Annotated in this window: 23 protein-coding genes and 1 tRNA gene; 11 read left to right on the top strand and 13 right to left on the bottom strand. The window is 69.7% G+C overall.

Features of this window, described 5'->3' with window-relative positions:
• Positions 1 to 59: 59 nt before the first annotated feature.
• A complete protein-coding gene (locus KY493_RS03310; RefSeq protein ID WP_219897577.1) occupies positions 60 to 335 on the bottom strand; it encodes a YdeI/OmpD-associated family protein in 276 nt (91 codons plus the stop codon).
• 575 nt (positions 336 to 910) lie between these two features.
• Here KY493_RS03310 and tgt point away from each other — a divergent pair.
• Positions 911 to 2,026, top strand: a complete 1,116-nt coding sequence (tgt, locus tag KY493_RS03305) for a tRNA guanosine(34) transglycosylase Tgt (protein WP_370627352.1) — start codon at positions 911 to 913, stop codon at positions 2,024 to 2,026.
• On the opposite strand, the gene KY493_RS03300 is transcribed toward tgt, so the two are convergent.
• On the bottom strand, positions 2,023 to 2,646 hold the full coding sequence (locus KY493_RS03300; RefSeq protein WP_219897575.1) for a hypothetical protein: 624 nt from the start codon (positions 2,644 to 2,646) through the stop codon (positions 2,023 to 2,025). The two genes, tgt and KY493_RS03300, sit on opposite strands and share 4 nt — an antisense overlap.
• On the bottom strand, positions 2,643 to 2,972 hold the full coding sequence (locus tag KY493_RS03295; protein ID WP_219897574.1) for a hypothetical protein: 330 nt from the start codon (positions 2,970 to 2,972) through the stop codon (positions 2,643 to 2,645). Before KY493_RS03295 ends, KY493_RS03300 begins: the two co-directional genes overlap by 4 nt.
• A gap of 152 nt (positions 2,973 to 3,124) precedes the next feature.
• Here KY493_RS03295 and KY493_RS03290 point away from each other — a divergent pair.
• The 8 genes from KY493_RS03290 to astB all read left to right on the top strand — a co-directional run bounded on the left by KY493_RS03290 (position 3,125) and on the right by astB (position 14,943).
• Positions 3,125 to 3,201, top strand: a tRNA-Lys gene (locus KY493_RS03290).
• Between the two features lie 144 nt (positions 3,202 to 3,345).
• Positions 3,346 to 3,612 carry a hypothetical protein gene (locus KY493_RS03285; protein WP_219897573.1) on the top strand — a complete coding sequence of 89 codons (267 nt, stop codon included), beginning with the start codon at positions 3,346 to 3,348 and terminating at the stop codon, positions 3,610 to 3,612.
• Positions 3,613 to 3,678: 66 nt separating this feature from the next.
• Positions 3,679 to 5,475, top strand: a complete 1,797-nt coding sequence (locus KY493_RS03280; RefSeq protein WP_219897572.1) for an autotransporter assembly complex family protein — start codon at positions 3,679 to 3,681, stop codon at positions 5,473 to 5,475.
• A complete protein-coding gene (locus KY493_RS03275; RefSeq protein ID WP_219897571.1) occupies positions 5,472 to 9,716 on the top strand; it encodes a translocation/assembly module TamB domain-containing protein in 4,245 nt (1,414 codons plus the stop codon). Before KY493_RS03280 ends, KY493_RS03275 begins: the two co-directional genes overlap by 4 nt.
• A gap of 55 nt (positions 9,717 to 9,771) precedes the next feature.
• Complete coding sequence (locus KY493_RS03270) at positions 9,772 to 11,025, top strand: hydrolase (protein ID WP_219897570.1); 1,254 nt, start codon at positions 9,772 to 9,774, stop codon at positions 11,023 to 11,025.
• Between the two features lie 164 nt (positions 11,026 to 11,189).
• On the top strand, positions 11,190 to 12,197 hold the full coding sequence (locus KY493_RS03265) for an arginine N-succinyltransferase (RefSeq protein WP_219897569.1): 1,008 nt from the start codon (positions 11,190 to 11,192) through the stop codon (positions 12,195 to 12,197).
• Complete coding sequence (gene astD, locus KY493_RS03260; protein ID WP_219897568.1) at positions 12,194 to 13,609, top strand: succinylglutamate-semialdehyde dehydrogenase; 1,416 nt, start codon at positions 12,194 to 12,196, stop codon at positions 13,607 to 13,609. Before KY493_RS03265 ends, astD begins: the two co-directional genes overlap by 4 nt.
• Positions 13,606 to 14,943, top strand: coding sequence for an N-succinylarginine dihydrolase (gene astB / locus KY493_RS03255; protein WP_219897567.1), 1,338 nt, complete (start codon positions 13,606 to 13,608; stop codon positions 14,941 to 14,943). The genes astD and astB overlap by 4 nt, the downstream gene beginning before the upstream one ends.
• Positions 14,944 to 14,954: 11 nt before the next feature.
• On the opposite strand, the gene phhA is transcribed toward astB, so the two are convergent.
• Positions 14,955 to 15,830 (bottom strand): phenylalanine 4-monooxygenase, encoded by an 876-nt coding sequence (gene phhA / locus KY493_RS03250; protein WP_219897566.1) that lies wholly within the window; start codon positions 15,828 to 15,830, stop codon positions 14,955 to 14,957.
• Positions 15,831 to 15,878: 48 nt separating this feature from the next.
• Positions 15,879 to 16,244 (bottom strand): heat shock protein HspQ, encoded by a 366-nt coding sequence (gene hspQ / locus KY493_RS03245; protein ID WP_219897565.1) that lies wholly within the window; start codon positions 16,242 to 16,244, stop codon positions 15,879 to 15,881.
• Positions 16,245 to 16,390: 146 nt separating this feature from the next.
• Between hspQ and KY493_RS03240 the strand changes: the two genes are divergently transcribed.
• A complete protein-coding gene (locus KY493_RS03240) occupies positions 16,391 to 17,518 on the top strand; it encodes a Ppx/GppA phosphatase family protein (protein WP_219897564.1) in 1,128 nt (375 codons plus the stop codon).
• Here the strand turns inward: KY493_RS03240 and KY493_RS03235 are convergent.
• From KY493_RS03235 to gyrA, 5 genes are all read right to left on the bottom strand, one after another.
• Positions 17,503 to 18,381 carry a peptidylprolyl isomerase gene (locus KY493_RS03235; RefSeq protein WP_219897563.1) on the bottom strand — a complete coding sequence of 293 codons (879 nt, stop codon included), beginning with the start codon at positions 18,379 to 18,381 and terminating at the stop codon, positions 17,503 to 17,505. The two genes, KY493_RS03240 and KY493_RS03235, sit on opposite strands and share 16 nt — an antisense overlap.
• A gap of 27 nt (positions 18,382 to 18,408) precedes the next feature.
• A complete protein-coding gene (locus tag KY493_RS03230) occupies positions 18,409 to 19,275 on the bottom strand; it encodes a peptidylprolyl isomerase (RefSeq protein WP_219897562.1) in 867 nt (288 codons plus the stop codon).
• Between the two features lie 4 nt (positions 19,276 to 19,279).
• On the bottom strand, positions 19,280 to 19,768 hold the full coding sequence (gene coaD, locus KY493_RS03225) for a pantetheine-phosphate adenylyltransferase (protein WP_219897561.1): 489 nt from the start codon (positions 19,766 to 19,768) through the stop codon (positions 19,280 to 19,282).
• Between the two features lie 87 nt (positions 19,769 to 19,855).
• Positions 19,856 to 20,650: an aminotransferase class IV gene (locus KY493_RS03220; RefSeq protein ID WP_219897560.1), complete on the bottom strand. Its 795-nt coding sequence runs from the start codon at positions 20,648 to 20,650 to the stop codon at positions 19,856 to 19,858.
• A 19-nt stretch (positions 20,651 to 20,669) separates the two neighbouring features.
• Entirely contained in the window at positions 20,670 to 23,459 is a 2,790-nt protein-coding gene (gyrA, locus tag KY493_RS03215) for a DNA gyrase subunit A (RefSeq protein ID WP_219897559.1), read from the bottom strand.
• A gap of 120 nt (positions 23,460 to 23,579) precedes the next feature.
• Between gyrA and KY493_RS03210 the strand changes: the two genes are divergently transcribed.
• Entirely contained in the window at positions 23,580 to 24,134 is a 555-nt protein-coding gene (locus KY493_RS03210; RefSeq protein ID WP_219897558.1) for a superoxide dismutase family protein, read from the top strand.
• Between the two features lie 9 nt (positions 24,135 to 24,143).
• Here KY493_RS03210 and KY493_RS03205 read toward each other — a convergent pair whose 3' ends face one another.
• The 3 genes from KY493_RS03205 to KY493_RS03195 form a co-directional block, all read right to left on the bottom strand.
• Positions 24,144 to 25,058, bottom strand: a complete 915-nt coding sequence (locus KY493_RS03205) for a DMT family transporter (protein ID WP_219897557.1) — start codon at positions 25,056 to 25,058, stop codon at positions 24,144 to 24,146.
• A gap of 66 nt (positions 25,059 to 25,124) precedes the next feature.
• The gene (gene ssb, locus KY493_RS03200; RefSeq protein ID WP_219897556.1) at positions 25,125 to 25,619 is read right to left on the bottom strand and encodes a single-stranded DNA-binding protein; all 495 of its coding nucleotides are present in this window, start codon (positions 25,617 to 25,619) and stop codon (positions 25,125 to 25,127) included.
• A gap of 114 nt (positions 25,620 to 25,733) precedes the next feature.
• A complete protein-coding gene (locus KY493_RS03195; protein WP_219897555.1) occupies positions 25,734 to 26,162 on the bottom strand; it encodes a hypothetical protein in 429 nt (142 codons plus the stop codon).

The following is a 26,162-nucleotide window of genomic DNA, read 5'->3' as shown; positions in this document are numbered from 1 at the left end:
GCAGCACCATCGCTCGTCCGCCACGAGATCTCAGCGTCGCCTGACGATTGAAAGTGGACCTAAGCCGCTCCTGCCTTGCTTGGGCGATGCGGGCAGCCGGGCCAGCAGCAGGGGCGGCGTTTGCCGTCATGCAGGCTCGAACAACCCCAGGCGATGCGCTTGTGTCGCGTTTCGGACTTCTTCGCCGTTTCGATCCAGCAGATCCATTCGTTGCGGGCGAGAGGCGTGATGTCCCTCCAGGTCGACAGCGCCGGCGGATCACGCCTCAGGGCCTCCTGGAAATCCTCCGGGAGATCATGGACGACACCGCCGGGAAGCTCTGTCCGCTCGGCCATCCCGCTTTGTCGCAGCGGAGCGCGTGCTCTGCAACGGGGCCGTGCCGCCCCCCCTCCTCTCTACATCGTGGGGAGCGGGACCGCCGCACCAACCCCTCCGTCACGGCGCAAGCGCCGCGCCACCTCCCCATCTGCGATGGGGAGAAGAAAAGACCACCCATTTCTCCCTCCCCGTTCGGGGAGGGTGGCTGAGCCGCAGGCGAAGCCGGGTGGGGGCGGCCAGGCGACCCATCGACGACCTGTCCGGCCTTAGCAGGCGCGCCCCTCCCGGGCCGCCCCCACCCGGTCGCTGACGCGACCTCCCTCCCCCGAACGGGGAGGGAGAACCGACGCCTCGCAGGACTTAGGCGATAAGACCGCCACCATCCCACGGTCCTGGCTTGCAGCCAGTCATCCGCGCGGGGCGTCAGCTTTCGTCGAAACGGTACACAACTACCCATACTCCGGGCGAAAGCCCGGCGCCCCGCCCGCCCTCCAACCGGATGCGAAACGGCAGCCGGGGCTTCAGCCTGCCCGCTGTTCGCGCGGGCCGTTCGCGCCTATATGCCCCGCCTTCTCCCGTGTATGAGGCCCTTTTGCCCTTTTCCTTCGACATCGCCGCCACAGAGGGTCGCGCCCGCACCGGCGTGCTGAAGACCGCGCGCGGCGACATCCGCACGCCCGCCTTCATGCCGGTCGGCACCGCCGCCACGGTCAAGGCGCTGACGGTGGATCAGGTAAAGGCGACGGGCGCCGACATCATCCTGGGCAACACCTATCACCTGATGCTGCGTCCCGGCCCCGAGCGGATGGAGCGGCTGGGCGGGCTGCATCGCTTCATGGGCTGGGACAAGCCGATCCTGACGGATTCAGGCGGCTTCCAGGTCATGTCCCTGGCCGGCATTTCCAAGGTCAAGGAAGAGGCCGTCACCTTCTCGAGCCATGTGGACGGCTCCAAGCACGTCCTGACGCCGGAGCGCTCGATCGAGATCCAGGCCGACCGCATCGGCGCCGACATCTCCATGCAGCTGGACCAGTGCGTCGCCTATCCGGCCGAAAAGGATGCGGCGCGCAAGGCCATGGAACTGTCGATCCGCTGGGGCGCGCGTTCCAAGGCGCGGTTCGGCGAGCGCGAGACCCAGGCCCTGTTCGGAATCCAGCAGGGCTCGACCTTTCAGGACCTGCGCCGCCAGTCGTCGGATCAGCTTCAGGAGATCGGCTTCGACGGCTACGCCATCGGCGGACTGGCGGTCGGAGAAGGTCACGCCGCCATGTGCGAGGTGCTGGACTACGCCCCCGACATGCTGCCCGTCGATCGCCCCCGCTATCTGATGGGCGTCGGCAAGCCGGTCGATCTGGTGGAGGCGGTGTGGCGCGGCGTCGATATGTTCGACTGCGTCCTGCCCACGCGCGCCGGCCGCCACGGCCAGGCCTGGACCTGGGACGGGCCGCTGAACCTCAAGAACGCCCGCTTCGCCGAGGACCAGGACCCGCTGGACCCCGCCATCCCCTGCCCGGCCTCGTCCGGCTATTCAAAGGCCTACCTGCATCACCTCGTCCGCACCGACGAAATCCTCGGCAAGGTGCTGCTCAGCTGGCACAACATCGCCTTCTACCAGGCCCTGACCGCCGCCATGCGCGCCGCCATTTCGGAGGGCCGCTTCGAGGCGTTCCGGCGCGACTTCCACGCCCGCCACGTCTCGAACGGCTAGGGCTGCTGGATGATGATGCGGGGCGGTGCTTCGGGCGCCGGCTGAAACCAGCGGGGCGCGGCCGGCGGCGCGCAGTTCCGCTGCATGCCCATGCCCTTCAGAAAGGCGCGCCTGACCCGTCCGGCCTGCAGCGCCCGCTCGGTGTTCTGCTCGCGCCGGTTGGCCCCGCTCAGCCGCCGCACCCAGCTGCGGCCGGGGATCAGGTCGGTGGCCGTATCGCGGATCGCATCCAGCGCCGCATCGGCCGCCGCGTTCGACGCCCGGTCGCCCAGGCTCAGCGCCCGTGGCGGCGGCGGCTCGTCGAGGTCCGGCCCCAGCGCCTGGTCCAGCAGCGTCACCTCCTGCGCGATCACGTCGCATCGCTCCAGGCCCGTCATGTCATAGGGCTTGGCCTGCGCCCACGTCAGCACGTCGGCCACGTCCTTGCGCCGCAGGTTGAGGTCTTCCAGAGGCGCGCCGATCGCCGCGCCGAAACCCTGTCGCACCTGTCCGATCCCCCGCCCGGCCGGATGGCTGGCGCAGGCGCCGGTCGCCATCACGACGCCGGCGAGAACCGAACAGGCGAACAGGCGACGGACGCAGGACCGGTCCCGCGCCCGGCGAGAAACCTTGTGGATCAATCCTGTCCTCGAACCTCGTCGCGGTTGGCGGCGCGCGTCTTGGGGCCCTGTCCGCGGTCGCCCTCGGTTCCGATGGGACGATTGGCGTTGTTGCCGCCTGACTGGACATTGGCGCCGCCCAGGCCGTCGCCCTCGTCCAGATAGTCGTCGACCTCGCCTGCTGCCGGCGGCGCCAGGGTCGAATCGGCCAGGTTCTCGGCCGCATAGCGGCTCGCCTCCGGATGGGCGGAGGCGTTCTGGTCCTGGCCCGGATCGTTGGGCATCTGCTTGTCGCCGACCCCGTTCTGGGCCGTCGCGTCCGACGATGACGTGTTCTGATGCGGCATGGATCGCTCCTTGTGGGTTGCTTCAACAAGAACCCGGCGCGCATGAGCCTTGTTCCGAGATCGCCGGTTGACGGCCTTCGCCCTTGACCGGAACGGCCCGACGCGACAGAAGGCGCCCAGCAGCGGTCCGCCTTCTCGGCCGCAGCGTCGGCGCGTCCTTAGCTCAGTTGGTTAGAGCATCTGACTTTTAATCAGAGGGTCCTCGGTTCGAGCCCGAGAGGACGTACCATCTCTCATTTTCAAGCCAGCCTCGTTGCCGCCATCAGGCGATGCGACTGGCGATCTTGAGCGGCGATCCATGGATTGCGCGCTCGACATGGGAACGGCCGCGCTTTCAAAGCGTTGGCGTGGAGAAGTCGGGGAATTCAAGTCGATGAAGCGCATTCTTTTCGCTCTGGCCGCAGCGGGCGCCCTGTCGCTGTCCGCCTGCGACGATGTTCAGGAACGAGACGTGGACGAACGGCCGATGGCCGTCGAGGCCGAGCCCGTCGCGCCCGCCGCCGAGGATTCGGCCGCGCCGGTCGTGGCCCCCGACGTGCGCGATCCCGCGCCGACCACCCCGCCGCCCGAGACCCTGCCGCCCGAGCCCAAGACCTCGGAAGAGTCGGTTCAGCCGGAAAGCGAAACCCTGTTCTACTGACCGTTCATGCGGTTCGCCTCACGCATTCGCCGGACGTTACCCGGCGGCCAAGACGAAGGGTCGAGTTTGACGTCCAGGCCGAAGCTCTTTCTTGCCGCGCTTGCGCTCGGCTCCGCCTGCGGGGCCGCCGCCCACGCCGATCCGCGCGCCCAAATTCGCGGCGAGATCGACGGCGACCTGCGTCGACAGCTGGAGCAGGCGGTCGGGGAAGTCGATGGCGCCCCCTCCAGCCGCTTCGAGGCGCGTCGCAGAGCTCGCGCGGCGATGGGGTCGGCCGAAGCCCTGCTGCGCTCCGAAGGCTACTATCAGCCGGTGCTGGAAGACATCGTCGAGGGCGAGGAGACGCCGGTCGCCATCGTGCAGGTCACGCCCGGCCGCCGCTTCGTCCTGACGCCGCCGACGGTGCAGTGGGCCGCGCCGGCGCCTGACGAGACCAGCGCCGCGACCGCCATCGAGGCCATCGACCTGGAGGCCGGCGCGCCCGGCCGGGCGGTGGACGTGATCGCCGGCGAAGGCCGTGTCGTCGCCTCCCTGACCCGCCAGGGCTATGCCGACGCCGCCGCCAACCCGCGCCGGGTCGTGGTCGATCACGCCGCCTGGACAGTTGCGCCCGAATACCGCATCGCCTCGGGCGAGCTGGTGCGGCTGAACGGCGTCCGGCTGGAAACCGAGGGCCGCACCAACCCGGCCTGGGTGGCGGGCCTTGCGCCATGGGACGAGGGCGACCGCTACGATCCCGAGGACGTGGCCGAGTTGGAGCGGCGCCTGCTGGAGACCGGCGTCTACGACGGCGTCGGCGTGGCGCTGGCGCCCCAGGCCCAGAACACCGAAGCGGGCCTGCGTCCCGTGATCGTCTCGCTCCAGGATCGGCCCCGCCGCATCCTGGAGGCGGGCGCCAGCTATTCCACGGCCGAAGGCTCGGGCGTGGACCTGATCTGGACCCACTACAACCGGTTCGGCCGCGCCGACACCCTGCGCTACCAGGCGCGCCTGGCCAGCATCGACAGCCGCATCGGCGTGGACCTCAGCCTGCCGCACTGGCGCCGGCCCGGCCGCACGCTGGCGATGCAGGCCGCCGTGGTCAACGAGGATACCGACGCCTACGTCCGCCAGGCCCTGGTGCTGTCGGCCGACCTGCGCCAGCGCATCGGCCGCACCTCCTACTTCAGCTACGGCATCGGCGTGGACGCCGGCCACTATAACGAGAACCGGTTCGACTATGCGTTCGACCCGCCCCAGCCGGTGGACTTCGACCGCGATCTGGCCATCGTCACCCTGCGCGGCTCGGCCTACATGGATCGGTCCGACGATCCGCTAGACCCCAGAAGCGGCTATCGCCTGACCGCCTCGGTCCAGCCCACGGCCGTGGCCGGCGACGACACCGTGCTGTTCCTGCGCAACGACTTCGTGGCGACCGGCTATCTGCCGGTCACCGACGGCGGCCGCACCGTGCTGGCCGGCCGCATCCGCATCGGCTCTATCCTCGGCGGCGAGGAGCTGACGGTGCCGGCCGACCGGCTGTTCTATTCGGGCGGCGGCGGTTCGGTGCGCGGCTATGAATATCAGGGCGTCGGTCCGCGCCTGCCCGACAACACCCCGCGCGGCGGCCTGTCGCTGTTCGAAACCGCGCTGGAGGTGCGTCGCGACATCGGCGAGAGCTTCCAGGCCGTGGCCTTTATCGACGCGGGCGCGGTCGGCTTTCAGGAAACGCCGAACTTCTCCAACATGCGCTACGGCGCGGGTCTGGGCGTGCGCTACAAGCTGCCGTTCGGCCCCATCCGCGCCGACATCGCCGTGCCGCTCGACGCCCAGGTCGGCGACGCCGCCTTTCAACTCTACATCAGCATCGGCCAGGCCTTTTGACCGACACGCCGCCTCCCGCCTCGGACCAGCCCAAGCCTGAGACCCCCGCGGTCAAGGCGAAGAAGAAGCGCACCCGCCTGCAGGTCGCGGGCCTGATCATCGGCTCGATCCTGGCGGCGGTGATCGTGCTGGCGCTGGTCGCCTTTATCGGGGGGCGGACCTATCTGCTCAGCGGCCCGGGCCGCGAACTGGTCACCAGCTTCGTGGCCGGCAAGAAGATCGGCCGCTACGGCCGCATCAACGTCGAGGGGCTGTCGGGCGACCTGTTCGACGACTTCACCCTGGCGCGCGTCACCATCACCGATCGTGACGGCGTCTGGCTGGAGGCGCGCAATGTGCGGGTGGACTGGAGCTATCTTCAGCTCGTCTTTCGCCGCTTCCATGCCGACGAGATCAGCGCCGACCAGATCCGCCTGATCCGCCGCCCTGTGCCCGAGCCTCCGACCGGCGAGCCGCCCCGCCCCGCGCCCATCGGCGTCGTGATCGACAAGTTCTCGGCCAATGTCGAACTGCTGGAGAACTTCTCAAAGGAGTACGGCCGCTGGCGCTTGGCCGGCGACGCCGCCATTCCGCGCTTTGGCGCAAAGACGGCCAACGTCAACGCCGACAGCCTCAGCCGCCCTGGCGATTACCTGCGTCTCGCCGCCACCCTGGGCGAGGAGATGTCGGACCTGCGCCTGAATCTGCGCGCGCAGGAGGCGCAAGGCGGCCCGATCGCCGGCGCGCTCGGCTATTCGCCGGACCAGCCCTTCGCCGCCCATGCCCTGGTCAACGGCGAGGTCATCGATGCTCGCGTCCAGACCGGGCAGTTCACGCCGCTGACGATCAAGGGCCGGTTCGGCGAGAACGGCGGACGGCTGTCCGGCTATTTCGACTTCTCCGGCTCCGACCTGCTTGAGCCGTTCGTCACGCGCGTCGGCCGCACCGCCCGGTTCGGCTTCGCCATCGTGCCCGACCGCTCGGACGACGCCTTCCAGGGCGTGGCCTGGGTGCTGGACGCCGAGAACCTGACCTCGCGGGCGCAGGGCAAGCTGCGCAAGGAAGATCGCGCCTCGCCCGGCGGCATCGCGCTTGAGGTCGCAACGCCATCCCTGACCCGGCTAGCCGGAACCGAGATCGCCGGCCCCACCGCCTACACCGGCGTTTTCAAGGGCGACGCCCAGACCTGGAGCCTTTCGGGCCAGGCCAGTCTGCTGAACGCGTCTCTCGCCAGCTATCGCGCGACCCGCATCGCAGGCCCTCTGAACGTCCAGGCGCGCGACGGCCGCTTCGACATCGACGGCGACATCCGCGCATCCGGCGGCTCGGCCGAGGGCGTGATCGGCGCCCTGCTCGGCGCGCAGCCGCGTGTGCAACTCGAAGCCGCCCGGATGAAGGACGGCGCCATCCTGCTGGAGCGCGTCAATGCGACTGGCCAGGCGCTGGCGCTGAACGGCTCCGGTTCCCGCAACCTCCTGGGCGGCTTGTCCTTCCGAGGACGCGCCGAGATCACCGACCTGTCGCGCGTCCAGCCCGGCGCGCGCGGCGCATTCGGCGGGCCCATCCAGGCGGCGTCCGCCCGCACCGGCGCCCCGTGGTCGATCCGCTTCGACGGGCGGGGACGCGGCCTGGTCACGGGCCTGGGCGAACTCGACCGCGTGCTGGGCCAGCAGCCGCGCCTGCAACTGGCGGGACTGCTGAACGGAGGCCGCATCGAGCTGAACCAGGGCGAACTGACCGGCGCCAACGGCCGCGCCTCCGCTCGGGGCCTGATTGAGCCCGAGGGCCGCCTGCGTCTGGCGCTGAACTGGAACGCCCAAGGCCCCTTCAACGCCGGCCCGGCCGAGATCGCCGGCAATCTGCGCGGACAGGGCGCCGTCACCGGCACCCTGGCCCAGCCGCGCGCCGACCTGACCGCCAACTTCGACCGTATCACCGCCGGCGCGCTTCAGCTGACCGACGCCGACCTGACGCTGAGCTTCCGTAAGGGCGCGGACGCCTCGGACGGCCGCATCGTCGTGACCTCAGGCTCCAACTACGGACCGGCTCGCGCGGCGGGCAACTTCTTCCTGGGCGGAAACCAGATCCGCCTGACCGAGGTCGACCTGAACGCCGGCGGCGTCACCGCCCAGGGCGCCGTCGCCCTGTCCAACAATGTGCCGTCCAGCGCCGACCTGACCTTCACCGCACGCCCCGGCGCCTTCTTGCAGACCGGCGAGGCGCAAGGCCGCGTTCGCCTGCTCGACGGCGGCGGCGCGGACAGCGCCATCCTGGATGTCACCGCCCGCAACGTAAAGCCGGCGGGCTCGGACATCGTCATCCGCAATCTGGCCCTGAACGGTCGCGGCACGCTGGAGCGCCTGCCCTTCGATCTGGCGCTGGACGTCGGCGGCGGCACGCCGGTGCAGTTCAACGGCAACGGCCTTTATTCCAGGCAGGGCCAGAACCAGAGCGTCACCCTGTCCGGCGGCGGGCGCGTGCGCGAGATCGCCTTCACCACCCGCAACCCCGCCGTGGTCGCCCTGTCCGGCGACGGCCGCGTGGCCCGCGTCGATCTGAACGTCGGCGGCGGCATGCTGATGGGCGAGCTTCGCCAGGACTCGGATTCCGCCATTATCCAGGCCGACCTGACCAGCGTCGAACTGGGCTCTCTGGCTCCCGACCTGCGAGGTCGCGCGACCGGTCGAGTGTCCCTGCGCGGCGCCGGAAACGACCTGTCGGGTTCCGCCAACGTCACTCTGGACCAGATCCGCTCCATCGACGCGCCGCGCGGTCTCGCCGTCGACGGCCAGTTGAACGCCACCCTTCTGAACAACGTCCTGCGCATCCAGGCCTCGGCCGTGGACGAGGGCGCGGTGCGCGCCAACGCCGACCTGACCCTGCCGGTCGAGGCCTCGGCCGCGCCCCTGCGGCTGGCGATCGCCCGCACGCGTCCGATGTCGGGCAATGTCTCCATCCAGGGCCAGGTGCAGCCGATCTGGGACCTGTTCCTTGGCGGAGAACGCTCGCTGTCCGGCAACGTCAACGGTCAGGCGACCATCGCCGGCACGCTGAACGCGCCGCGCCTCAACGGCCGTCTCGACCTCGCGGACGGCGCCTATTTCGAAGGCTCCACCGGCACCCGTCTTAACGCGCTGAACCTGGCCACGCGCTTTGACGACACCACCGCCTATCTGGAGCGGTTCTCGGCCAACGACGGCGACGGCGGCACGGTCTCCGGCGAAGGCCGCATCGGCCTGCGTCAGGGCTCGGCCTCCAACCTGCGCCTGGTGCTGAACCGGTTCCGCATCATCGACAACGACCTGGCCGAGGCGCGCGGTTCGGGCACGCTGACCGCCGCGCGTGCAACGGACGGCAAGATCGCGTTGGCCGGCCGTCTCAACGTCGACGAGGCCACCATCTCCGCCAACGACCTGCCCGGTTCGAACGGCATCGTCCGCATGGACGTGGTGGAGATCAACAAGCCGGGCGGCGACACCGACGAGACCGCCCGCCCCGCCACCACCGGCGGCCCGCCCATCGCCCTCGATATCGACCTGACCGGGCGCGAGATCTTTGTGCGCGGGCGCGGCCTGAACCTGGAACTGAGCCTTGCGGCCAGCGTGCGCGGCACCATCGCCCAGCCGGTGCTGGACGGACGCGCCAATGTGGTGCGCGGCGACTACGAGTTCGCGGGCAAGCGCTTCATCTTCGATGACCGGGGCTATGTCACCCTGTCGACGGATGTGAACCGCATCCGGCTGAACATCGAGGCGACGCGCGAGGACCCGGCCCTGACCGCCACAATCCGGGTCACCGGCACGGCCGCCTCGCCGGTGATCGCCCTGACCTCGACGCCGCAGCTTCCGCAGGACGAAATCCTGTCGCAGGTGCTGTTCGGCCGATCGGCCTCGCAGCTGTCGGCCTTCGAGGCGGCGCAGCTGGCGGCCGGCGTGGCGTCGCTGGCGGGCGGCGGCGGCTTCGACGTGATCGGAAATCTGCGCGAGCTGGCGGGTCTGGACCGACTGTCCTTTGGCGGCACGGCCTCGGCCGTGACGGTCGCGGGCGGGCGCTACATCACCGACAACGTCTATCTGGAGATCATCGGCGGCGGCGAAGGCGGGGCTGCGGTCAACGTCGAATGGCAGGTGCGCCGCAACCTTGCGCTGTCGTCCCAGTTCGGCGGCACCGGCGACACCAGCCTGTCGATCCGCTGGCGCCGCGAAAGCCGCGAGCCCGGCCAGCGCCAGGACCGCCGCCCCAACCGGGAGCTGCGGCGCTAAAACGGACGGCGAGGTCGCCTTCACCTTTGCCGTCCGCCCGTCTAGGGTCCGCGCCATGCGTATCTCGGACCCGGATCAGGCCGTGCTCGACCACGTCGCGGCGCGGCGCGAGGCGATCGTCGATCGCGCCGTGGCCTGGTCGAACCTCAACTCGGGCAGCCGCAACGCGCCGGGCCTCGCCGCCGTGCTGGACGCTCTGGAGGTCGCGGGGCGCGGCCTCCCCGCCAGCGTGGAGCGCGTGCCGACGCGCGGCTCCACCACCGTCGCCGACGACGGTTCGGTGCGGACCGAAGCGCACGCCGACGCGCTCCGGATCACCGCGCGTCCCGAAGCGCCGATCCAGATCGTCCTGACCGGCCACTATGACACCGTCTATTCGGCCGATAGTCGCTTCCAGGCTGTCACGACCCACCCTGACGGCGCGCTGAACGGGCCGGGCATCGCCGACATGAAGGGCGGCATCAGCGTCATGCTGGCGGCGCTGGAAGCCTTCGAGACGCACCCGGATCGGACGCGCCTCGGCTGGACGGTGCTGCTGAGCCCCGATGAAGAGATCGGCTCGCCCGCCTCCGCGCCGCTGCTGGCCGAACTCGGCGCACGCGGCCATCTCGGCCTGACCTATGAGCCGGCCCTGGCGGACGGAACCCTGGCGGGCGCCAGAAAGGGCAGCGGCAACTTCCACCTGATCGTGGCCGGCCGCGCCGCCCACGCCGGCCGCGCCTTCGAGGAGGGCCGGAACGCGGTGGCCGGCGCCGCCATGATCGCAGCGCGGCTGCACGCCCTGAACGGCCGGAGCGACGGCGTCACCGTCAACGTCGCCCAGATCGCGGGCGGCGGCGCGCTGAACGTCGTGGCGGACAACGCCGTGATCCGCTTCAACGTCCGCGTGCCGGATCAGGCGTCCGCCGACTGGATCAGGGGCCGGATCGACGAGATCGCCTCCGCCGCGCCGTTCGAGGGCCTGACGCTGGACCTGCGCGGCGGCTTCACCCGCCCGCCCAAGCCGATGGACGCGGCGCAGACCGCCCTGTTCGAGGCCGTCCGCGACGCCGGCGCCCTGCTGGGTCAGGACATCGCCTGGAAGCCGTCGGGCGGCGTGTGCGAGGGCAACAACCTGCATGCGGCCGGCCTGCCCAACATCGACACCCTGGGCGTGCGCGGCGGCGATATCCATTCGGAGGCCGAGTTCGCCTGGCCCGACAGCTTTGTCGAACGCGCCCAGCTCAGCGCCCTGATCCTGTGCAAGGTCGCCTCGGGCGAGATCGACGCGCTGAAACTGAAAACGATGAGACTGGAGACGATGGCGTGACGACCGTGGCCACAAGCTCCTCCCCCGTCTGGGGGAGGGGGACCACGCGCAGCGTGGTGGAGGGGGCAACCCCGAACACCCGTGCGAAGTTCGGCCCCCTCCACCACCTACGGCGGTCCCCCTCCCCCACCCTGTGGGCGGGGGAGGATCAAGAGAGCCTCTGAATGCTGGTCGTCCGCCCCGCCGGTCCGCGTGACCTCGACTCCTTGCTGGAACTCGCCATCCTGTCCGGCCCCGGCTTCACCAGCCTGCCCGAAGACCCCGACGCCTTGTCCGAACGGCTTGAACTCAGCCAGGCAAGCTTCGAGGGCCGGGTGGAGCCGCAGAGCGCCTGGTACACCCTGATGCTGGAAGACGGCGACACGGGCGACATCGACGGCGTCGGCTCGGTCAAGGCGGCGGTGGGACTGAAGCGGCCGTTCTTCTCCTTTCGCGTCAACACCAACACTTCCTCGTCGCCGTCGCTGAACGTCAAGCTGACGCACCAGACGCTGGTGCTGGTGAATGAATGCACCGGCTGGACCGAGGTCGGCTCGCTGTTTCTCAAGGCCGACCGGCGCAAGGGCGGCGCAGGGCGGCTGCTCAGTCAGTCGCGCTACATGCTGATCGGCGCCCAGCCGGACCTGTTCGCCGACACCGTGCTGGCCGAGTTGCGGGGCGTCTTCACCCCCGACGGCGCCTGCCCCTTCTGGGACCACGTGGCGCACAAGTTCTTTCCCATGGCGTTCGACGATGCCGACCGGATGACGGGCTCAACCGACAAGCAGTTCATCCTGGACCTCGCGCCCCGCCACCCGATCTATGTCGAACTGCTGCCGGAGCCCGCCCGCGCGGTGATCGGCAAGGTGCATCCGCAAGGCGATCCCGCCATGGCGCTGCTGGAGAGCGAGGGCTTCCGCCCCAACGGCCTGGTGGACATCTTCGACGCCGGCCCCACCGTCTCCTGCCCGCGCGATCACATCCGCACGGTGCGCGATGCACGCGTGCTGACCGTCGAGATCGCGGACGCCATCGACGCGGAACTGCCGGCGCTGATCTCCACCGACAGCATCGCCGCGTTTCGCGCCGTTCGCGCCCGGGCCGACATCCACGGCGACACCGTCCGCCTTGCCTCCGACACGGCGGCGGCGCTCAAGATCAGCCCCGGCGACATCGTGCGAGTGAAATCATGACCGTGTTCCAGTCCATCGACCCCGCCAGCGAAGAGATCGTGTGGGAGGGCGAAGCCGCCTCTCCAACCGAGGTTCAAGCCGCCGTGGACCGCGCCCGCGCCGCGTTCGAGCCCTGGGCCGACCGCCCCCGCGCCGAGCGCATCGAGGCGGTAAAACGCTACCAGGCCGTGCTCAAGGACCGCACGCCGCAGATGGCCGAGGCGATCAGCCGCGAGACCGGCAAGCCGCTGTGGGAAACCACCGCCGAACTCGGCTCCATGGTCGGCAAGGTGGACATCTCCATCCGCGCCTATGAGGCGCGCACGGGCGAGCGGGCGGGCGACACCGCATTCGGCCGCGCGGTCTTGCGCCACCGTCCGCACGGGGTGGCGGCGGTGCTGGGACCGTTCAACTTTCCCGGCCACCTGCCGAACGGCCACATCGTGCCGGCGCTGCTGGCCGGCGACACCGTGGTCTTCAAGCCGTCGGAAGAGACCCCCCTGACCGGCCAGCTGATGGCCGAGGCGTTCGAGGCGGCGGACTTGCCGACGGGCGTGCTGAACGTCGTGCAGGGCGGGCGGGAAACCGGCGCCGCGCTGCTGGACGCCGGCATCGACGCCCTGATGTTCACCGGCTCGGGCGCGGCCGGCGCGCACTTCCGGCGCAAGTTCGCCGACGATCCGCACGTCATCCTGGCGCTGGAGCTGGGCGGTAACAATCCGCTGGTGGTCTGGGACGCGGCCGACGCCGAGGCCGTGGCCGGCATCATCGTGCAGTCCGCCTTTGTCACCACCGGCCAGCGCTGCTCCTGCGCGCGCCGTCTGATCGTGCCGGAAGGCGCGCAGGGCGATGCGATCGTGGAGGCGGTGGCCGCCCTGTCGGACCGCCTGACGTTCGCGCCCTGGAACAGCGACCGCGAGCCCTACGCCGGCCCGCTGATCTCCGCCCGCGCGGCGGCCGGCGCGCTGGAGGCGCTGCAGCAGCGGATCGATGCGGGCGCCAGGGTGATCCGCCCCTCCGGTCCCGTCGCAAACCTGCCCGGCGCCTTTGTCCGGCCGGCGGTCATCGACGTCACCGGCGTGGACGTGCCGGACGAGGAGATGTTCGCCCCCTTCCTCCAGGTGACCCGTGTCGCCGCCTTCGACCAGGCGGTGCAGGCGGCGAACGCCACCCGCTACGGTCTGTCGGCAGGCCTGGTCAGCGACGATCCGGCGCTTTGGGACCGCTTCATCCGCCGCATCCGCGCAGGCGTGGTCAACTTCAACCGCCCGACGACCGGCGCGGCCGGCGACATGCCGTTCGGCGGCCTGGGCGCGTCGGGCAACCACCGGCCCAGCGCCTACTACGCCGCCGACTACTGCGCTTATCCGGTGGCCAGCTTCGAGGCGGCTTCGGTGAAGAGCATAGAGGGCGAGATCAGGGGTCTGCGATGACCCATGCGGTCGAGGCCAACGCCGACGGCTTGATCGGGCCGACGCACTCCTACGCCGGGCTGTCGCCGGGCAATCTCGCTTCCAGCCTGAACCGGGGCGAGGCCTCCAACCCGCGCGCGGCGGTGCTGCAGGGCCTGGACAAGATGAAGCGGCTGGCGGACCTCGGCCTGCCGCAGTTCGTCCTGCCGCCGCACGAGCGGCCGAACATCCCTTTCCTGCGCACGCTGGGCTTTGCCGGCTCGGACGACCAGGTGCTGGAGCGCGCCTGGACGGACGCGCCGTCCTTCGCCGCCGCCGCCTGCTCGGCCTCGCCCATGTGGGCCGCCAACGCGGCGACGGTAACGCCGAGCGCGGACTCTGCCGACGGCCGCGTGCACTTCACGCCCGCGAACCTTCACACCAACCTTCATCGCTCGCTCGAGCATGAACAGACGAAGCGCGCGCTGAACGCCCTGTTCCCCGATCCCGACCGGTTCGCCGTCCACGACGCCCTGTCCTCCGTCGCCCATCTGGCCGACGAGGGCGCGGCCAACCACGTGCGCCTGTGCCGCGACCATGGCGAGCCGGGCGTGAACCTGCTGGTCTGGGGTCGAGAGGCGTTTCAGCCCTGGGAAGGTCCCTTCCCTGCTCGTCAGACGCGTGAGGCCTGCGACGCTGTCGTCCGCCGCCACGGCATGGGTCGGTCGGTATTGGCCCAACAGGGGCGGGCCGCCATCGCCGGCGGGACCTTCCACAACGACGTGGTCTGCGTCGGATCGCTGGACACCCTGTTCCACCACGAGCTGGCGTTCGAGGACACGGACGGGACGCGGGATACGATCCGTCGCGCCGCCGAGGGCCTGTTCGATCCGATCTTTGTGGAGGTCGCCTTGTCGGATCTGGCGCTGGCCGACGCCATCTCCTCCTATCTGTTCAACTCCATGCTGGTCCGCGTTCCAGGCGAGGATCGGCTGACGCTGATCTGTCCGACCGAGACCCGCGACAATCCCCGCGCCCATGCAGTGGCCGAAGGCGTCGCCTCATCCAACGGTCCGATCGGCCGGGTCGACTATGTCGATGTGCGCCAGTCGATGCGCAACGGCGGTGGGCCGGCCTGCCTGCGTCTGCGCGTCGTGCTGACGGATGCGGAGCTGGCGGCGGCCAACGCGGCCATGCGCCTGACTGACGAACTGCACGGCGCGCTCAGCGTCTGGGGCGCCACCTGGTATCGCGATCGCCTGACGCCCGCCGACCTCGCCGATCCGCAGCTGCTAGTCGAGAGCCGGGGCGCGCTGGACGAGCTGACGCAGATCCTGGGGCTCGGCGGCGGCTTTTATCCGTTCCAGCGCGGATAGAAGCGCTCAGGTCAGGCGGCGAAGCGGCCGCCCCGCGCGGCATAGCTCTGGGTCCCGCGCGTGATGACCCGGTCGCCCGGCAGCACGGCGTCGACGGCGATCTCGCCCTGCCCCTTCAGCGCGTCGTACACGGGCCCGAAGTCCTTCAGCGTCTCGGCCTTCAGCGCCTCCAGGCTGTCGATGACGAAATAGACCTGCTGGAAGTCGTCGATGCGGTAGAGGGTGCGCATCACCCGCTCCAGATCAAAGCCAATGCGGTTCGGCGACGGATCGTCCAGCGCGAACACGCTTTCGGTCGCCGAGGACACGATGCCCGCGCCGTAGATGCGCAGGCCCTCCGCCTCCTGCATCAGGCCGAATTCGACCGTGTACCAGTAGAGCCTGGCCAAGTTCGCCAGCATGCCCAGCGACGCCGCGCGCTGCCCGCCCTTGCCGTAGGCCTCCATATAGGCGGCGAAGTCGGGGTCGGTCAGCATCGGCACGTGGCCGAAGACGTCGTGGAAGATGTCCGGCTCCTGCAGGTAGTCCAGTTGATCCGGCTTGCGGATGAACTGGCCCGAGACGAAGCGGCGGTTGGCCAGGTGGTCGAAGAAGACGTCGTCCGGAACCAGGCCCGGCACGCACACCACGCTCCAGCCGGTCAGGGCTTGAAGCTTCGGGTTGATGACGTCGAAATCGGGAATGCCGCCGGCGTTCAGGTCCAGCGCGTCCAGCCCCCGCAGAAAGGCGTCGCAGGCGCGGCCCGGCAGGATGGTCATCTGTCGTGCGTACAGCGTGTCCCAGGTCTGGTGCTCGACCTCGGTATAACCCTGCCAGTTCTGCGGGATGGTCCAGTCGGCGGCGGCGCCTTCAGGCGGCTTGTCGAACACGTGCTCGAAATCGGACATGGGAACTCCCGAGGCTCTGCTGGCGGCGCTTGCCCGCGCCTTGTCCTCTCACCTTAGCGCCGCCCGGCCGCATGGGCCAAGTCGGTCAGTGGCCACCGGTGAGTGGATGGGCTGATCCATCGGCGCGTGATGGCCGGCGGCATCGACGCTGAACCAGCGGCGCTGATCCGCCTCGGACAGAGTCAGGGCGTGCGAGGCGTCGCGCAACGCCGCCTCGGCTGCATAGGCGACGAAGCCGCCGTTCTCGCCGATCGCATAGACGCGGTAGAAGGGCTGATCCGGCGCGATCAGGCCCTCCTGCTGAACGGAGCCGTCATAGACCGGATCAACATCCAGAACCGCGCCCTGGAAGGCGCCGTCATAGTGCCGAACGATCTGACCGATGTGAAAACGGGCGTTGCGGAACTGAGCCATGCCCGGAAGGTACGACCCCGATCCTGAGCAGGACGCCAACGCCGCCGTTCATCTTCGTGACAGATTGGCTTGGCGCGGAGCGAACCGGCGGGCTAGAGTCTTGGGGAACGGGCGCCGCTTTGGACCGCCCAAAGGACGACACGGCCATGCCGGAGACCCGCGGCGCGCCAGCAGGGCGCGACGAGCGGTCCCCCGCTTCCTCCCCGACCGGTCGGTCGGGCGGCCGGGAAGCATCGGGTCGGGAGGCGCCGCTGTATGGCGCGCTCGACCTCGGGACCAACAACTGCCGCCTGCTGATCGCCAGGCCGGCGCGCGACGGCGGCTTTCGCGTCGTGGACAGCTTCAGCCGCATCGTGCGGCTGGGCGAAGGTCTGACGCGCACCGGCCGGCTGGATGAACGGGCCATGGACCGGGCCTATGACGCCTTGGCCCTGTGCGCCGAGCGCATTGCGCGCAAAGGCGTGGACGCCGGCCGCCTGTCCGCCGTCGCCACCCAGGCCTGCCGCGCCGCCGAGAACGGCGAGGCCTTCGTCGAGCGCGTACGGCGGGGCACCGGTCTCGCTCTTCGCATCATCGACCCGGCCGAAGAGGCGCGGCTGGCGGTCGAGGGCTGCATGAACCTGATCGATCCGTCGGCCGAGGCGGTGCTGGTGATCGACGTGGGCGGCGGCTCGACGGAAATGTCCTGGCTGACCCGCAAGGCCGAGGGCTGGAGCGCCGCGGCCTGGATGTCGGCGCCGCTGGGCGTCGTCAGCCTGGCTGAGCGACATCCTGAGCCGAGCGGCGGCGGCGGGGCCTGGTACGAGGCCATGGTGGCCGACATGGGCGCGGCGATCGCGGCGGGCGGCATCGACGATCCGGCGCTGAAGACGCTGTTCGCCGGCGAGCGGGTTCACATGGTGGGTACATCGGGCGCGATCACCAGCCTGGCCGGCATTCACCTGAAGCTGCCCCGCTACAATCGCGACCGCGTGGACGGTCTATGGATGACGCGCGCGGACTGCGAGGCGGCGGCCGACCGGCTGAAGGCTCTGGGTCCCGACGGGCGCGCCAAGGAGGCCTGCATCGGCCCGGATCGCGCCGATCTGGTGCTGGCCGGCGCTGCGATTCTGGAGGCGGTGCAGCGGGCCTGGCCGTGCGAGCGGGTGCGCGTCGCCGACCGGGGCCTGCGCGAAGGCCTGCTGCTGCAGCGGATGCGCGAGGACCGACGCCCGCCCCGCCGACGCCGGCGACGCGGACGCGGTGTCGGACGCACCGCTCAGGGCGCGGCCTGAGCGGTCTCCTCGACCGGAACCTCGATGTCGCACGGCGAGAAGTCGGCGCCCCTCGCCTGCCGCGCCTGATCGACCAGGGCGCGAAAGGCGGGCGAGCGCGTATCCATGACGCGGATCGCCGGCCGCTCCGCTTGCGGCAGGTCGGACGCCACCCGCACCCGGGTCATGCGGTCCGGCTCGCTGACGATGCCGTCCGGATTGGGACTGGCCTTCAGCGCGCGCACCACCGACAGCCCCGAGATCACCCGGCCCCAGACGGTGTATCGCTTGTCCAGCGACGGATAGGCCTGGCGCATCAGAAAGAACTGGCTGTTGGCGCTGTCGTTCGGCTCGTCGCGAGCCATGCCGGCGACGCCGGGGCAGTAGAGGCCCCAGCCGTGAACCTTGCCGTCGGTGGTGCCCGGCATCAGTGCATCGGGCTGGGTCTGCACCGGCAAGGCGCCCATGAAGCCCACGACCGCGCCCGCCGGCTCGGCCACTCCGGCAAAGGCCGAACCCGGCCCGCGCCGGAAGGTGAACTCGGCCTTCAGGTCCGGATACCAGCTCTGGCCGTCGCCGGTGCCCAGCGGATCGCCGGTCTGGGCCATGAACCAGTCGATCACGCGGTGCCAAGCCAGGCCGTCGTAGAAGCCCTTGCCGGCCAGCAGCCTGATCCGCTCGACATGCGCCGGCGCGATCTCGGGCGACATCTCCACCAGGATGCGGCCGCGCGTGGTGTCGATCACCAAGAGATCGGCGGCGTCCGGCGTGCGCCATTCGGCGGCAGGCGGTGCGGGCGGAGGCGGCGTCTCCTGACGCGCGAACGCCGGCGCGGCGCTGAACAGCATCAGGACGGCCCCCGCCGCCGCCATCTGGATACGCATGGTCCCCCCCCTCTTCTTGCCTGCAGATCAGGCGCCGGAAACCTCCGCCGCCGGCTGGACGTCGCAGATGTTGAAGGCTGAGCCCTTGGCGGCGCGCGCCTCGGCCAGCGTCTGGGCGAAGGCCGGCCCGCGCGGGTCCTGCACGCGCACCGTCGGCGCCTCGCCCGCAGGCATCGTCGAAGCCATGCGTGCGCGCGTCATCACGTCCGGATCGATCACCGCGCCGTCCTGGCTTTCGGCGCCGGGCTTCAGCGCGCGCACCACGTCCAGACCCGAGACGATGCGGCCGAAGGCGGTGTAGATCCCGTTCAACCCGTCGTTCCGACCGGTCATCAGATAGAATTGGCTGTTGGCGCTGTCGGGCGAGGACGAGCGCGCCATGCCGAACACGCCGGGGCAGAACAGGCCGTGGGCGTCGACCTTGAAGTCGGCGGTGATCATCATCTGGGCGTCCGGTTGGGTCTGGACCGGCAGGGTACCGACCAGCCCGACCAGGCCTGCGCCCGCGTTCGGCACAGGCATGAAGCCGGCGTCGCGGCCTCGGCGGAAAGTGAACTCGCCCTTCAGGTCCGGCAGGTCGCTGCCGCCCTCGCCGGTGCCCTGCGGATCGCCCGTCTGGGCCATGAAGTTCGGGATCACGCGGTGGAACTTCAGCCCGTCATAGAAGCCCTGATTGGCCAGGGTGCGGACGCGCTCCACGTGGTTCGGCGCAGCGAGCGGCGACAGCTCGACCAGGATGCGTCCCTTGGCCGTGTCGATGACCATGAGGTTCTCGGGCGAAACCGTGCGCCAGTCCGACGCCGCCTGGGCTTGAGCCGGAGACTGCGCGAACGCCCCCGACACGCCGGTCGCCGCCACAAGCACGGCTGCCGCCGCCATCACCGAAAGACGCATACCCTTACTTCCCGTTCTTGACCTTGGAGCGCACCCGCGCGGCGACGGCCGGGCTGACGAAGCTGTCGATCGCGCCGTCCAGACGTGCGATTTCCTTCACCAGCCGCGAGGCGATCGCCTGGTGCCGCGGATCGGCCATCAGGAACACGGTCTCGATGTCCTGATTGAGGCGCTGGTTCATGGCCGTCATCTGGAACTCGTACTCGAAGTCCGCGACCGCGCGCAGGCCCCGGATGATGACGTTGGCGTGCAGTTCTTCGGCGAAATGCATCAACAGGGTCGAGAACGGCTGCACCACGATCTCGCCGGGGATGTGCGACACGGCCTCGCGCAGCATCTCCACCCGTTCGTCGGTCGAGAACAGCGGTCCCTTGTCGTCGTTCTTGGCCACGCCGATGACGACGCGGTCCACCAGCTTGGCCGCGCGCGCGATGATGTCGGTATGCCCGTTGGTGACCGGATCAAAGGTGCCCGGATACAGCCCGATGCGCATCTGCGGCGTCTCTCCCCCAGCCTGTCCGGCGCGACGTCCATGGGCGTTTAGCAGGTGGGAAAGCCGAGGCCTAGCGGCGAGCCCGCATCAGATCGGCTGCGGCGGCTGGGCGGTCCAGCAGGCGCGGATAGGATCCATCAGCAGAGGGTCAGCGTCGAACCGCTTGCCGTCGATGGCGGCGATGGGGCAGACCGGCGTCGCGCTGTTGCAGAGAAAGGCGGCGTCGAAACCGGCGATGTCCTGCGCCGCGATGGGCCGGGTTTCACAAGGCAGGCCCGCGGATTGCAGGCCGCGCTCGATCAGCGCCTGGGTCACGCCGCACAGCATCGCCGCCTGAGGCCAGACGATACGATCGCCCGAGATGAAGCCTACGTTCCACAGGCTGCCTTCGGAGATGCGGCCGGCCGCGTCCGTGAACAGGGCGTCGTCGAACCCAGCCACACGGGCGGCGCGACGCGCGCGGATCAGGCCGAAGATCGCGGTGTGCTTCAACTCGGGCGCCTCGCGCTCGTAGGGTTGGACCGTCAGCCGGACCGATGCGGCAAGCGGCGCGACCGGGTCCGCCGTCATTGTCAGGACGCGAGGCCGGCCCGACCATGACGGCGATCGCGGCCAGACCTCCGGCGAGAACAGGCTGACGCGCAGCCAGGCGGCGGTGCGCCCTTCGACGGCGCGCCGCATCAGGCGGCGCAGTTCCTCCTCGTCCGGCGCTTGCCCGAACAGCGCCTCGGCCGAACGCGCCAGCCGATCCAGATGCAGGTCCAGCCCGCGGACCGCCCCGCCCTCGACGGCGAAGGAGGTGTAGGCGCCGTAGTTGACCAGGGCCAGATAGGCCAGATCGTCGGCCAAGGCCGGCGCCCCGTCGATCAGGATCTCGGCCATGGGCTTGCGCGACGAGGCGTCAGCCCTCGCCGCCCTCCTCGACATCCGGCGATGCGTCCGAGACAGCGTCGTCGCCGCTTTCGGGCAGACGCTCGACCGAGACCACGCGCTCATCCCCGCTTGTGCGGAAGATGGTCACGCCCTGGGCGGCGCGTCCGGCCACGCGCACCTGTCCGACGCGCGTGCGGATCATCTGGCCACCCGAGGTGACCATCAGCAGGTCGTCGCTTTCCTCAACCGGGAAGGCGGCGGCCAGACGCGTGCCGGCGCGACCGCCCAGACCGTGAGCCGTCAGCCCCTGCCCGCCCCGGCCGGTGCGGCGATACTCATAGGCCGAGGATCGCTTGCCGAAGCCGGTGTCGGTGACCGACAGGATGAACTGCTCGGCCGCGCCCAGTTCCGCGAAGCGGTCGGGCGAGATCGGCGCATCGGCATTGGCGTCGTCGCCGACCTCCTCCTCGATGGCCTCGGGCGCCGCATCCTCGATGCTTTCGCCGGTGGCGCGACGGTTGGCGACCGCCAGCTTCAGATAGGCGGCGCGCTCGTCCGGCGTTGCATTGACCCGGCCCAGCACGGCCATGGAGATGACCTGGTCGTCGCCGTTCAGGCGGATGCCGCGCACGCCGGTCGAGTCGCGGCCCTTGAACACCCGCACGTCGTCCGCCTTGAAGCGGATCGCCCGCCCGTTGCGCGTGGTCAGCAGGATGTCGTCCTCGGCGGTGCACAGGCCCACGCCCACCATGTGGTCGTTGTTTTCCAGCTTCATCGCCATCTTGCCGGCACGGTTGACCGTTGCGAAGTCGCTCAGCTTGTTGCGTCGCACATCGCCCGAGCGGGTGGCGAACATGATGTCGTAGTTCCCCCAGTCCGCCTCGTTCTCCGGCAGGGGCAGGACGTTCATGATGCTGTCGCCCGGCTCGATCGGCAGCAGATTGACGAACGCCTTGCCGCGCGATTGCGGATTGCCCAGCGGCAGGCGCCACACCTTCAGCTTGTAGGCCTTGCCGTTGGTGGCGAAGAACAGCACCGGCGTGTGGGTCGAGGCGCTGAACACGCCGGTGATGGCGTCCTCGTCCTTCATCGACATGCCGGACTTGCCCTTGCCGCCACGGTGCTGGGTCCGATAGGCGTTCAGGGCGACGCGCTTGACGTAGCCGCCGTGGGTGACGGTGACGACCATGTCCTCGCGCGGGATCAGGTCTTCGTCCTCCATCTCGGCGTCGCCTTCGCCGATCAGGGTCCGGCGGGGGACCGCGAACTGGTCCTTCACCGCGATCAGGTCATCGCGGATGATCGCCAGGACGTTCTTGCGATCCGACAGGATGGTCAGGTGGCCCTGGATGGTGTCGGCCAGACCCCGCGCCTCGCCAAAGATGTCGTCGCGGCCGAGACCGGTCAGGCGCGCCAGCGTCAGCGCCAGGATGGCGCGCGCCTGCTCGTCCGTCAGCCGGATCTTGTCGCCCTCGACGATCACCGTGCGGGGGTCGGCGATCAGTTCGACCAGCGCCATCATGTCGCCGACCGGCCAGGGCTTGGCCTGCAGCCGCTCGCGCGCCTCGGCCGGATCGGCGGAGGAGCGGATGATGTGGATCACCTCGTCGATGTTGGCGACGGCGACGGCCAGGCCGACCAGCACGTGGCCCCGGTCGCGCGCCTTGTTCAGCTCGAACTTGACGCGGCGGACCACCACCTCTTCGCGGAAGTCGAGGAAGACCTCCAGCAGCTGACGCAGGCCCATCTGCTCGGGCCGGCCGTGGTTCAGCGCCAGCATGTTGACGCCGAACGAGCTTTGCAGCGCCGTCCAGCGATACAGCTGGTTCAGGATCACGTCGCCCGAGGCGTCGCGCTTCAGCTCGATCACCATGCGCATGCCCTGGCGGTCGGACTCGTCGCGGACGTCGGCGATGCCTTCCAGGCGCTTTTCGCGGACCATCTCGGCGATGCGTTCGATCAGGGTCTGCTTGTTCACCTGGAAGGGCAGTTCGGTGACGATGATCGCCTCGCGGTCCTTGCGGATCTCCTCGATGGAGGCGCGGCCGCGCACCACCACCGAGCCGCGACCGTCCCTCAGCGCATTGCGCGGCGCGGTACGCCCCATGATCTCGCCGCCGGTCGGAAAGTCCGGCCCCGGCACGATGTCCAGGATGGCGTCGTCCGAGATGTTCGGATCGTCCAGCAGGGCGACCGCCGCGTCGATGATCTCGCCCAGATTATGCGGCGGAATGTTGGTGGCCATGCCGACCGCGATGCCGCCCGCGCCGTTGACCAGCAGGTTCGGGATGCGGCTGGGCAGGACGACCGGCTCCAGCTCCTTTTCGTCGTAGTTCGGCTGGAAATCGACGGTGTCCTTGTCGATGTCAGCCAGCAGCGCGACCGCAGCCGGCGCCATGCGCGCTTCGGTGTAGCGCATGGAGGCCGGCATATCGCCGTCGACCGAACCGAAGTTGCCCTGGCCGTCGACCAGCATCAGCCCCATCGAGAAGGGCTGCGCCATGCGAACCAGCGCCATGTAGACCGACGCATCGCCATGCGGGTGGAACCGGCCCAGCACGTCGCCGACCACGCGGGCGCACTTCGAATACGACCGATCCGGCGTCATGTTCAGGTCGTGCATCGAATACAGGATGCGCCGATGCACCGGCTTCAGCCCGTCGCGCGCGTCCGGCAGGGCCCGACTGACGATCACGCTCATGGCGTAGTCGAGGTACGAACGCTTCAGTTCGTCCTCGATGGTGATGGTCGAAATGTCGCCCGAGGCGCCGCCCGGCCCGGCCGGGGGTGCGGCGTTTGTGTAGCTGTCGTCGGTCAAGGAAGCGTGGCTCTATTCGCCGGAATCGGAACGTGATCCGCTGCTGCGGTTTCTAGCATCCGACACCCCGGACGCCAAATCGACAGCCGCCCGACAGGCCGTCAGTACAAGGACATCCCCATGCGCACGCTTCTTCTCGCCGCCCTCGCCTCGACCGTCGCCGGTTCAGCCCTGGCGCAGACGCCGGCCCCCGCCCCCGCGCCCGCGCCCCAGCCGGTTGGCAGCGCCATGCTGAAGACGGCGGACGGCGGCGACGCGGGCATGGTCACGGCCTACCACGGACCGCTGGGCGTGGTGTTCAAGGTCGAAGGCAAGGGCTGGCCTGAAGGATGGCACGGCGTCCACCTGCACGCGGTCGGAACCTGCGAGGGACCCAAGTTCACCTCGGCCGGCGGCCACGTGAACCATGCCGACCAGGCGCGGCCGCACGGCCTGCTGAACGCCAACGGCGGTCCCGACCTCGGCGATCTTCAGAACGTCTACGCCCACGCGGACGGCACGGCCAACGCCGAGGTCTATCTGGCGGCGGCCGGCCTGAACATGCAGCCGCAGGATCTGCTGGACAGCGACGGCCTGTCGTTCCTGGTGCACGTCAACCGCGACGACCACGTCAGCCAGCCGATCGGCGGCGCGGGCGATCGCATCGCCTGCGGCGTGTTCCAGGCCGCTCGGTAGGCTCTCTCGTCAGGCCTTGGCCGCGCCGGCCCGCAAGCCGCGCTCGGCCAGGGCGACGATGGCGACGCCGCTCATCGCCACGGCCGCGCCGATCAGGATCTGGGACGTCAGGATGTCGCCCATCAGGCCCCAGCCGATCAGGATGGACACCACGGGCGTGGCCAGCAGATAGGGCGTGACGCGTCCGGCCTCGCGCCGCTGCACCAGCCAGAACAGCAGGGTCGTCGCCAGGACCGAGGACACGATTCCGGCCCAAAGCAGCGACAGCCAGACCAGCGGCGTCGCGCCTCGCATCGCCTCCCATTGGCCGTGCTCGAACACGGCCGAGCCAAAGGCCATGATCGGCAGGGTGGCGGCGGCCAGCAAGCCCTGCATCTTCAGCGGCGGAATGGAGGTGGTCCGTCTGGCCACCACCGTGGTCAGAGCCCAGGCCGCGCCCGCCGCGATCGCCACCAGGATGGCCCGCCAGTCCTCCAGAGCATGCGCATCCAGCGTCATCCAGGCCACGCCGCCAAAGGCCACGGCCATGCCGGCCGCCGCGGCGCGACTGAGCCGCTCGCCAAGCAGCAGAAAGGCGAACAGGCTGGTCAGCGGGATCCAGAGCTGGTTGGCGACCGTGACCGGCGTCACGTCCTGCGCCAGCCAATAGGCCACATACAGCAGGCCGTACTGCAGGGCGCCGCCCACCAGCACGATCAGCAGCAGGCTCTTCCAGTCGGGAAACGGGGGCCGAACGAAGCCGACAAGGCAGACGGTCGCGATGGCGAACCGCAGGGCGCCGACCAGCAGCGGCGGCAGGCTTTCTGTCGCCAGCTTGCCCGCCGCATTGTTGACGCCCCACACCACGATGATCGCCAAGATCGCGCCGATCTCCAGCCGCGTCAGGGCGTGGGGCTTGAACGTGGCGGGATCAGGGGCGGTCATTCCCCTGCTATGCCACGGCGCGGCCGGCGGGTCGGCTCACTTCGCGTGACCCGAGGTTTCCACGCCTCAGAATGGAATGTCGTCGTTCAGGTCGTAGCTCTCGCGCGGTCCGGACGGCTTGTTGGCGCCGCCGGTGGAGAAGCCGGACGAATAGTCGTCGTCGTTGCCGCGACCGCCGCCATAACCGCCACCCTGGCCTGAGCCTTCACCGCGTCCGCCCAGCATGGTCAGTTCGCCCTTGAACCGGCTGACGACGATCTCGGTGGAGTATTTCTCGACGCCCTGCTGATCGGTCCATTTGCGCGTCTGCAGCGCGCCTTCGATGTAGACGGTCGAGCCCTTCTTTACGTAGTTCTCGACCACCTTGACGATGTTGTCGTTGAAGACGACGACGCGGTGCCACTCGGTCTTTTCCTTGCGCTCGCCCGAGGACTTGTCGCGCCAGGTCTCGGAGGTGGCGATCGAAAGATTGGCGATGCGATCGCCGTTAGGCATGGAACGAATTTCGGGGTCGCGCCCGAGATTGCCGATGAGGATGACCTTGTTGACGCTGCCGGCCATGGCTTTCTTCCTTTTCGTCGTTCGCCGCCGAGGGGCGATCAGGGTCGTGGTCGATGAGGGTTCGGAGAGCCTAGCTCAACGAGAACAGAATGTGAACGTCCATTCAGATGTGGATCACTGAGGCGCCGGCGGCGCGGCCACCGCGACCGGCGCGCCGTCGATGCCGCGTTGGATCGCGCCGGGGATCGCCAGCCGTCCGTCGCCGGTCCGCGCCAGGGCGAAGAAGCGGGCGCCGTTCAGCGACTGGGCGAAGCTGACGCCCTCGCGGTTGATGAAGATGTAGCGGCCCTGATAGGCGCCGGTGATGTCCTGCTTGGAGCCGCCCATGCGCAGGAACTGCACCCGCATCTCCTCCAGCCGCGCCGCGCAGTATTCGATCTGCGGCTGGTCGCGCACCAGGATGTTGTAGGCCAGCTCGGCCCCCGTCTCCTGATTGACGTGGTAGCAGACGCCCGGCTCGAAGTCGGGCTCGTTCGAGCTGGCGCAGGCGGACAGGGCCAGCGGAGCCGAAAGCAGCAGGGAAGCGAGAAGAAGCGCGCGCAT

Origin of the sequence: Brevundimonas sp. PAMC22021, from assembly GCF_019443405.1 — a bacterium.
Taxonomy (GTDB): Bacteria; Pseudomonadota; Alphaproteobacteria; order Caulobacterales; family Caulobacteraceae; genus Brevundimonas.
Note: the sequence above shows the minus strand (reverse complement) of the source record. Positions and strands in the feature narration are given on the sequence as shown.

Bases quoted from the DNA above. Each gene is read 5' to 3' on its own strand.
- KY493_RS03310 (WP_219897577.1), bottom strand. From the start codon at position 335: ATGGCCGAGCGGACAGAGCTTCCCGGCGGTGTCGTCCATGATCTCCCG.
- KY493_RS03295 (WP_219897574.1), bottom strand. From the start codon at position 2,972: ATGCCGCATCAGAACACGTCATCGTCGGACGCGACGGCCCAGAACGGG.
- KY493_RS03285 (WP_219897573.1), top strand. From the start codon at position 3,346: ATGAAGCGCATTCTTTTCGCTCTGGCCGCAGCGGGCGCCCTGTCGCTG.
- KY493_RS03270 (WP_219897570.1), top strand. From the start codon at position 9,772: ATGCGTATCTCGGACCCGGATCAGGCCGTGCTCGACCACGTCGCGGCG.
- KY493_RS03265 (WP_219897569.1), top strand. From the start codon at position 11,190: ATGCTGGTCGTCCGCCCCGCCGGTCCGCGTGACCTCGACTCCTTGCTG.
- astD (WP_219897568.1), top strand. From the start codon at position 12,194: ATGACCGTGTTCCAGTCCATCGACCCCGCCAGCGAAGAGATCGTGTGG.
- astB (WP_219897567.1), top strand. From the start codon at position 13,606: ATGACCCATGCGGTCGAGGCCAACGCCGACGGCTTGATCGGGCCGACG.
- phhA (WP_219897566.1), bottom strand. From the start codon at position 15,830: ATGTCCGATTTCGAGCACGTGTTCGACAAGCCGCCTGAAGGCGCCGCC.
- hspQ (WP_219897565.1), bottom strand. From the start codon at position 16,244: ATGGCTCAGTTCCGCAACGCCCGTTTTCACATCGGTCAGATCGTTCGG.
- KY493_RS03240 (WP_219897564.1), top strand. From the start codon at position 16,391: ATGCCGGAGACCCGCGGCGCGCCAGCAGGGCGCGACGAGCGGTCCCCC.
- KY493_RS03235 (WP_219897563.1), bottom strand. From the start codon at position 18,381: ATGCGTATCCAGATGGCGGCGGCGGGGGCCGTCCTGATGCTGTTCAGC.
- KY493_RS03230 (WP_219897562.1), bottom strand. From the start codon at position 19,275: ATGCGTCTTTCGGTGATGGCGGCGGCAGCCGTGCTTGTGGCGGCGACC.
- coaD (WP_219897561.1), bottom strand. From the start codon at position 19,768: ATGCGCATCGGGCTGTATCCGGGCACCTTTGATCCGGTCACCAACGGG.
- KY493_RS03220 (WP_219897560.1), bottom strand. From the start codon at position 20,650: ATGGCCGAGATCCTGATCGACGGGGCGCCGGCCTTGGCCGACGATCTG.
- KY493_RS03210 (WP_219897558.1), top strand. From the start codon at position 23,580: ATGCGCACGCTTCTTCTCGCCGCCCTCGCCTCGACCGTCGCCGGTTCA.
- KY493_RS03205 (WP_219897557.1), bottom strand. From the start codon at position 25,058: ATGACCGCCCCTGATCCCGCCACGTTCAAGCCCCACGCCCTGACGCGG.
- ssb (WP_219897556.1), bottom strand. From the start codon at position 25,619: ATGGCCGGCAGCGTCAACAAGGTCATCCTCATCGGCAATCTCGGGCGC.
- KY493_RS03195 (WP_219897555.1), bottom strand. From the start codon at position 26,162: ATGCGCGCGCTTCTTCTCGCTTCCCTGCTGCTTTCGGCTCCGCTGGCC.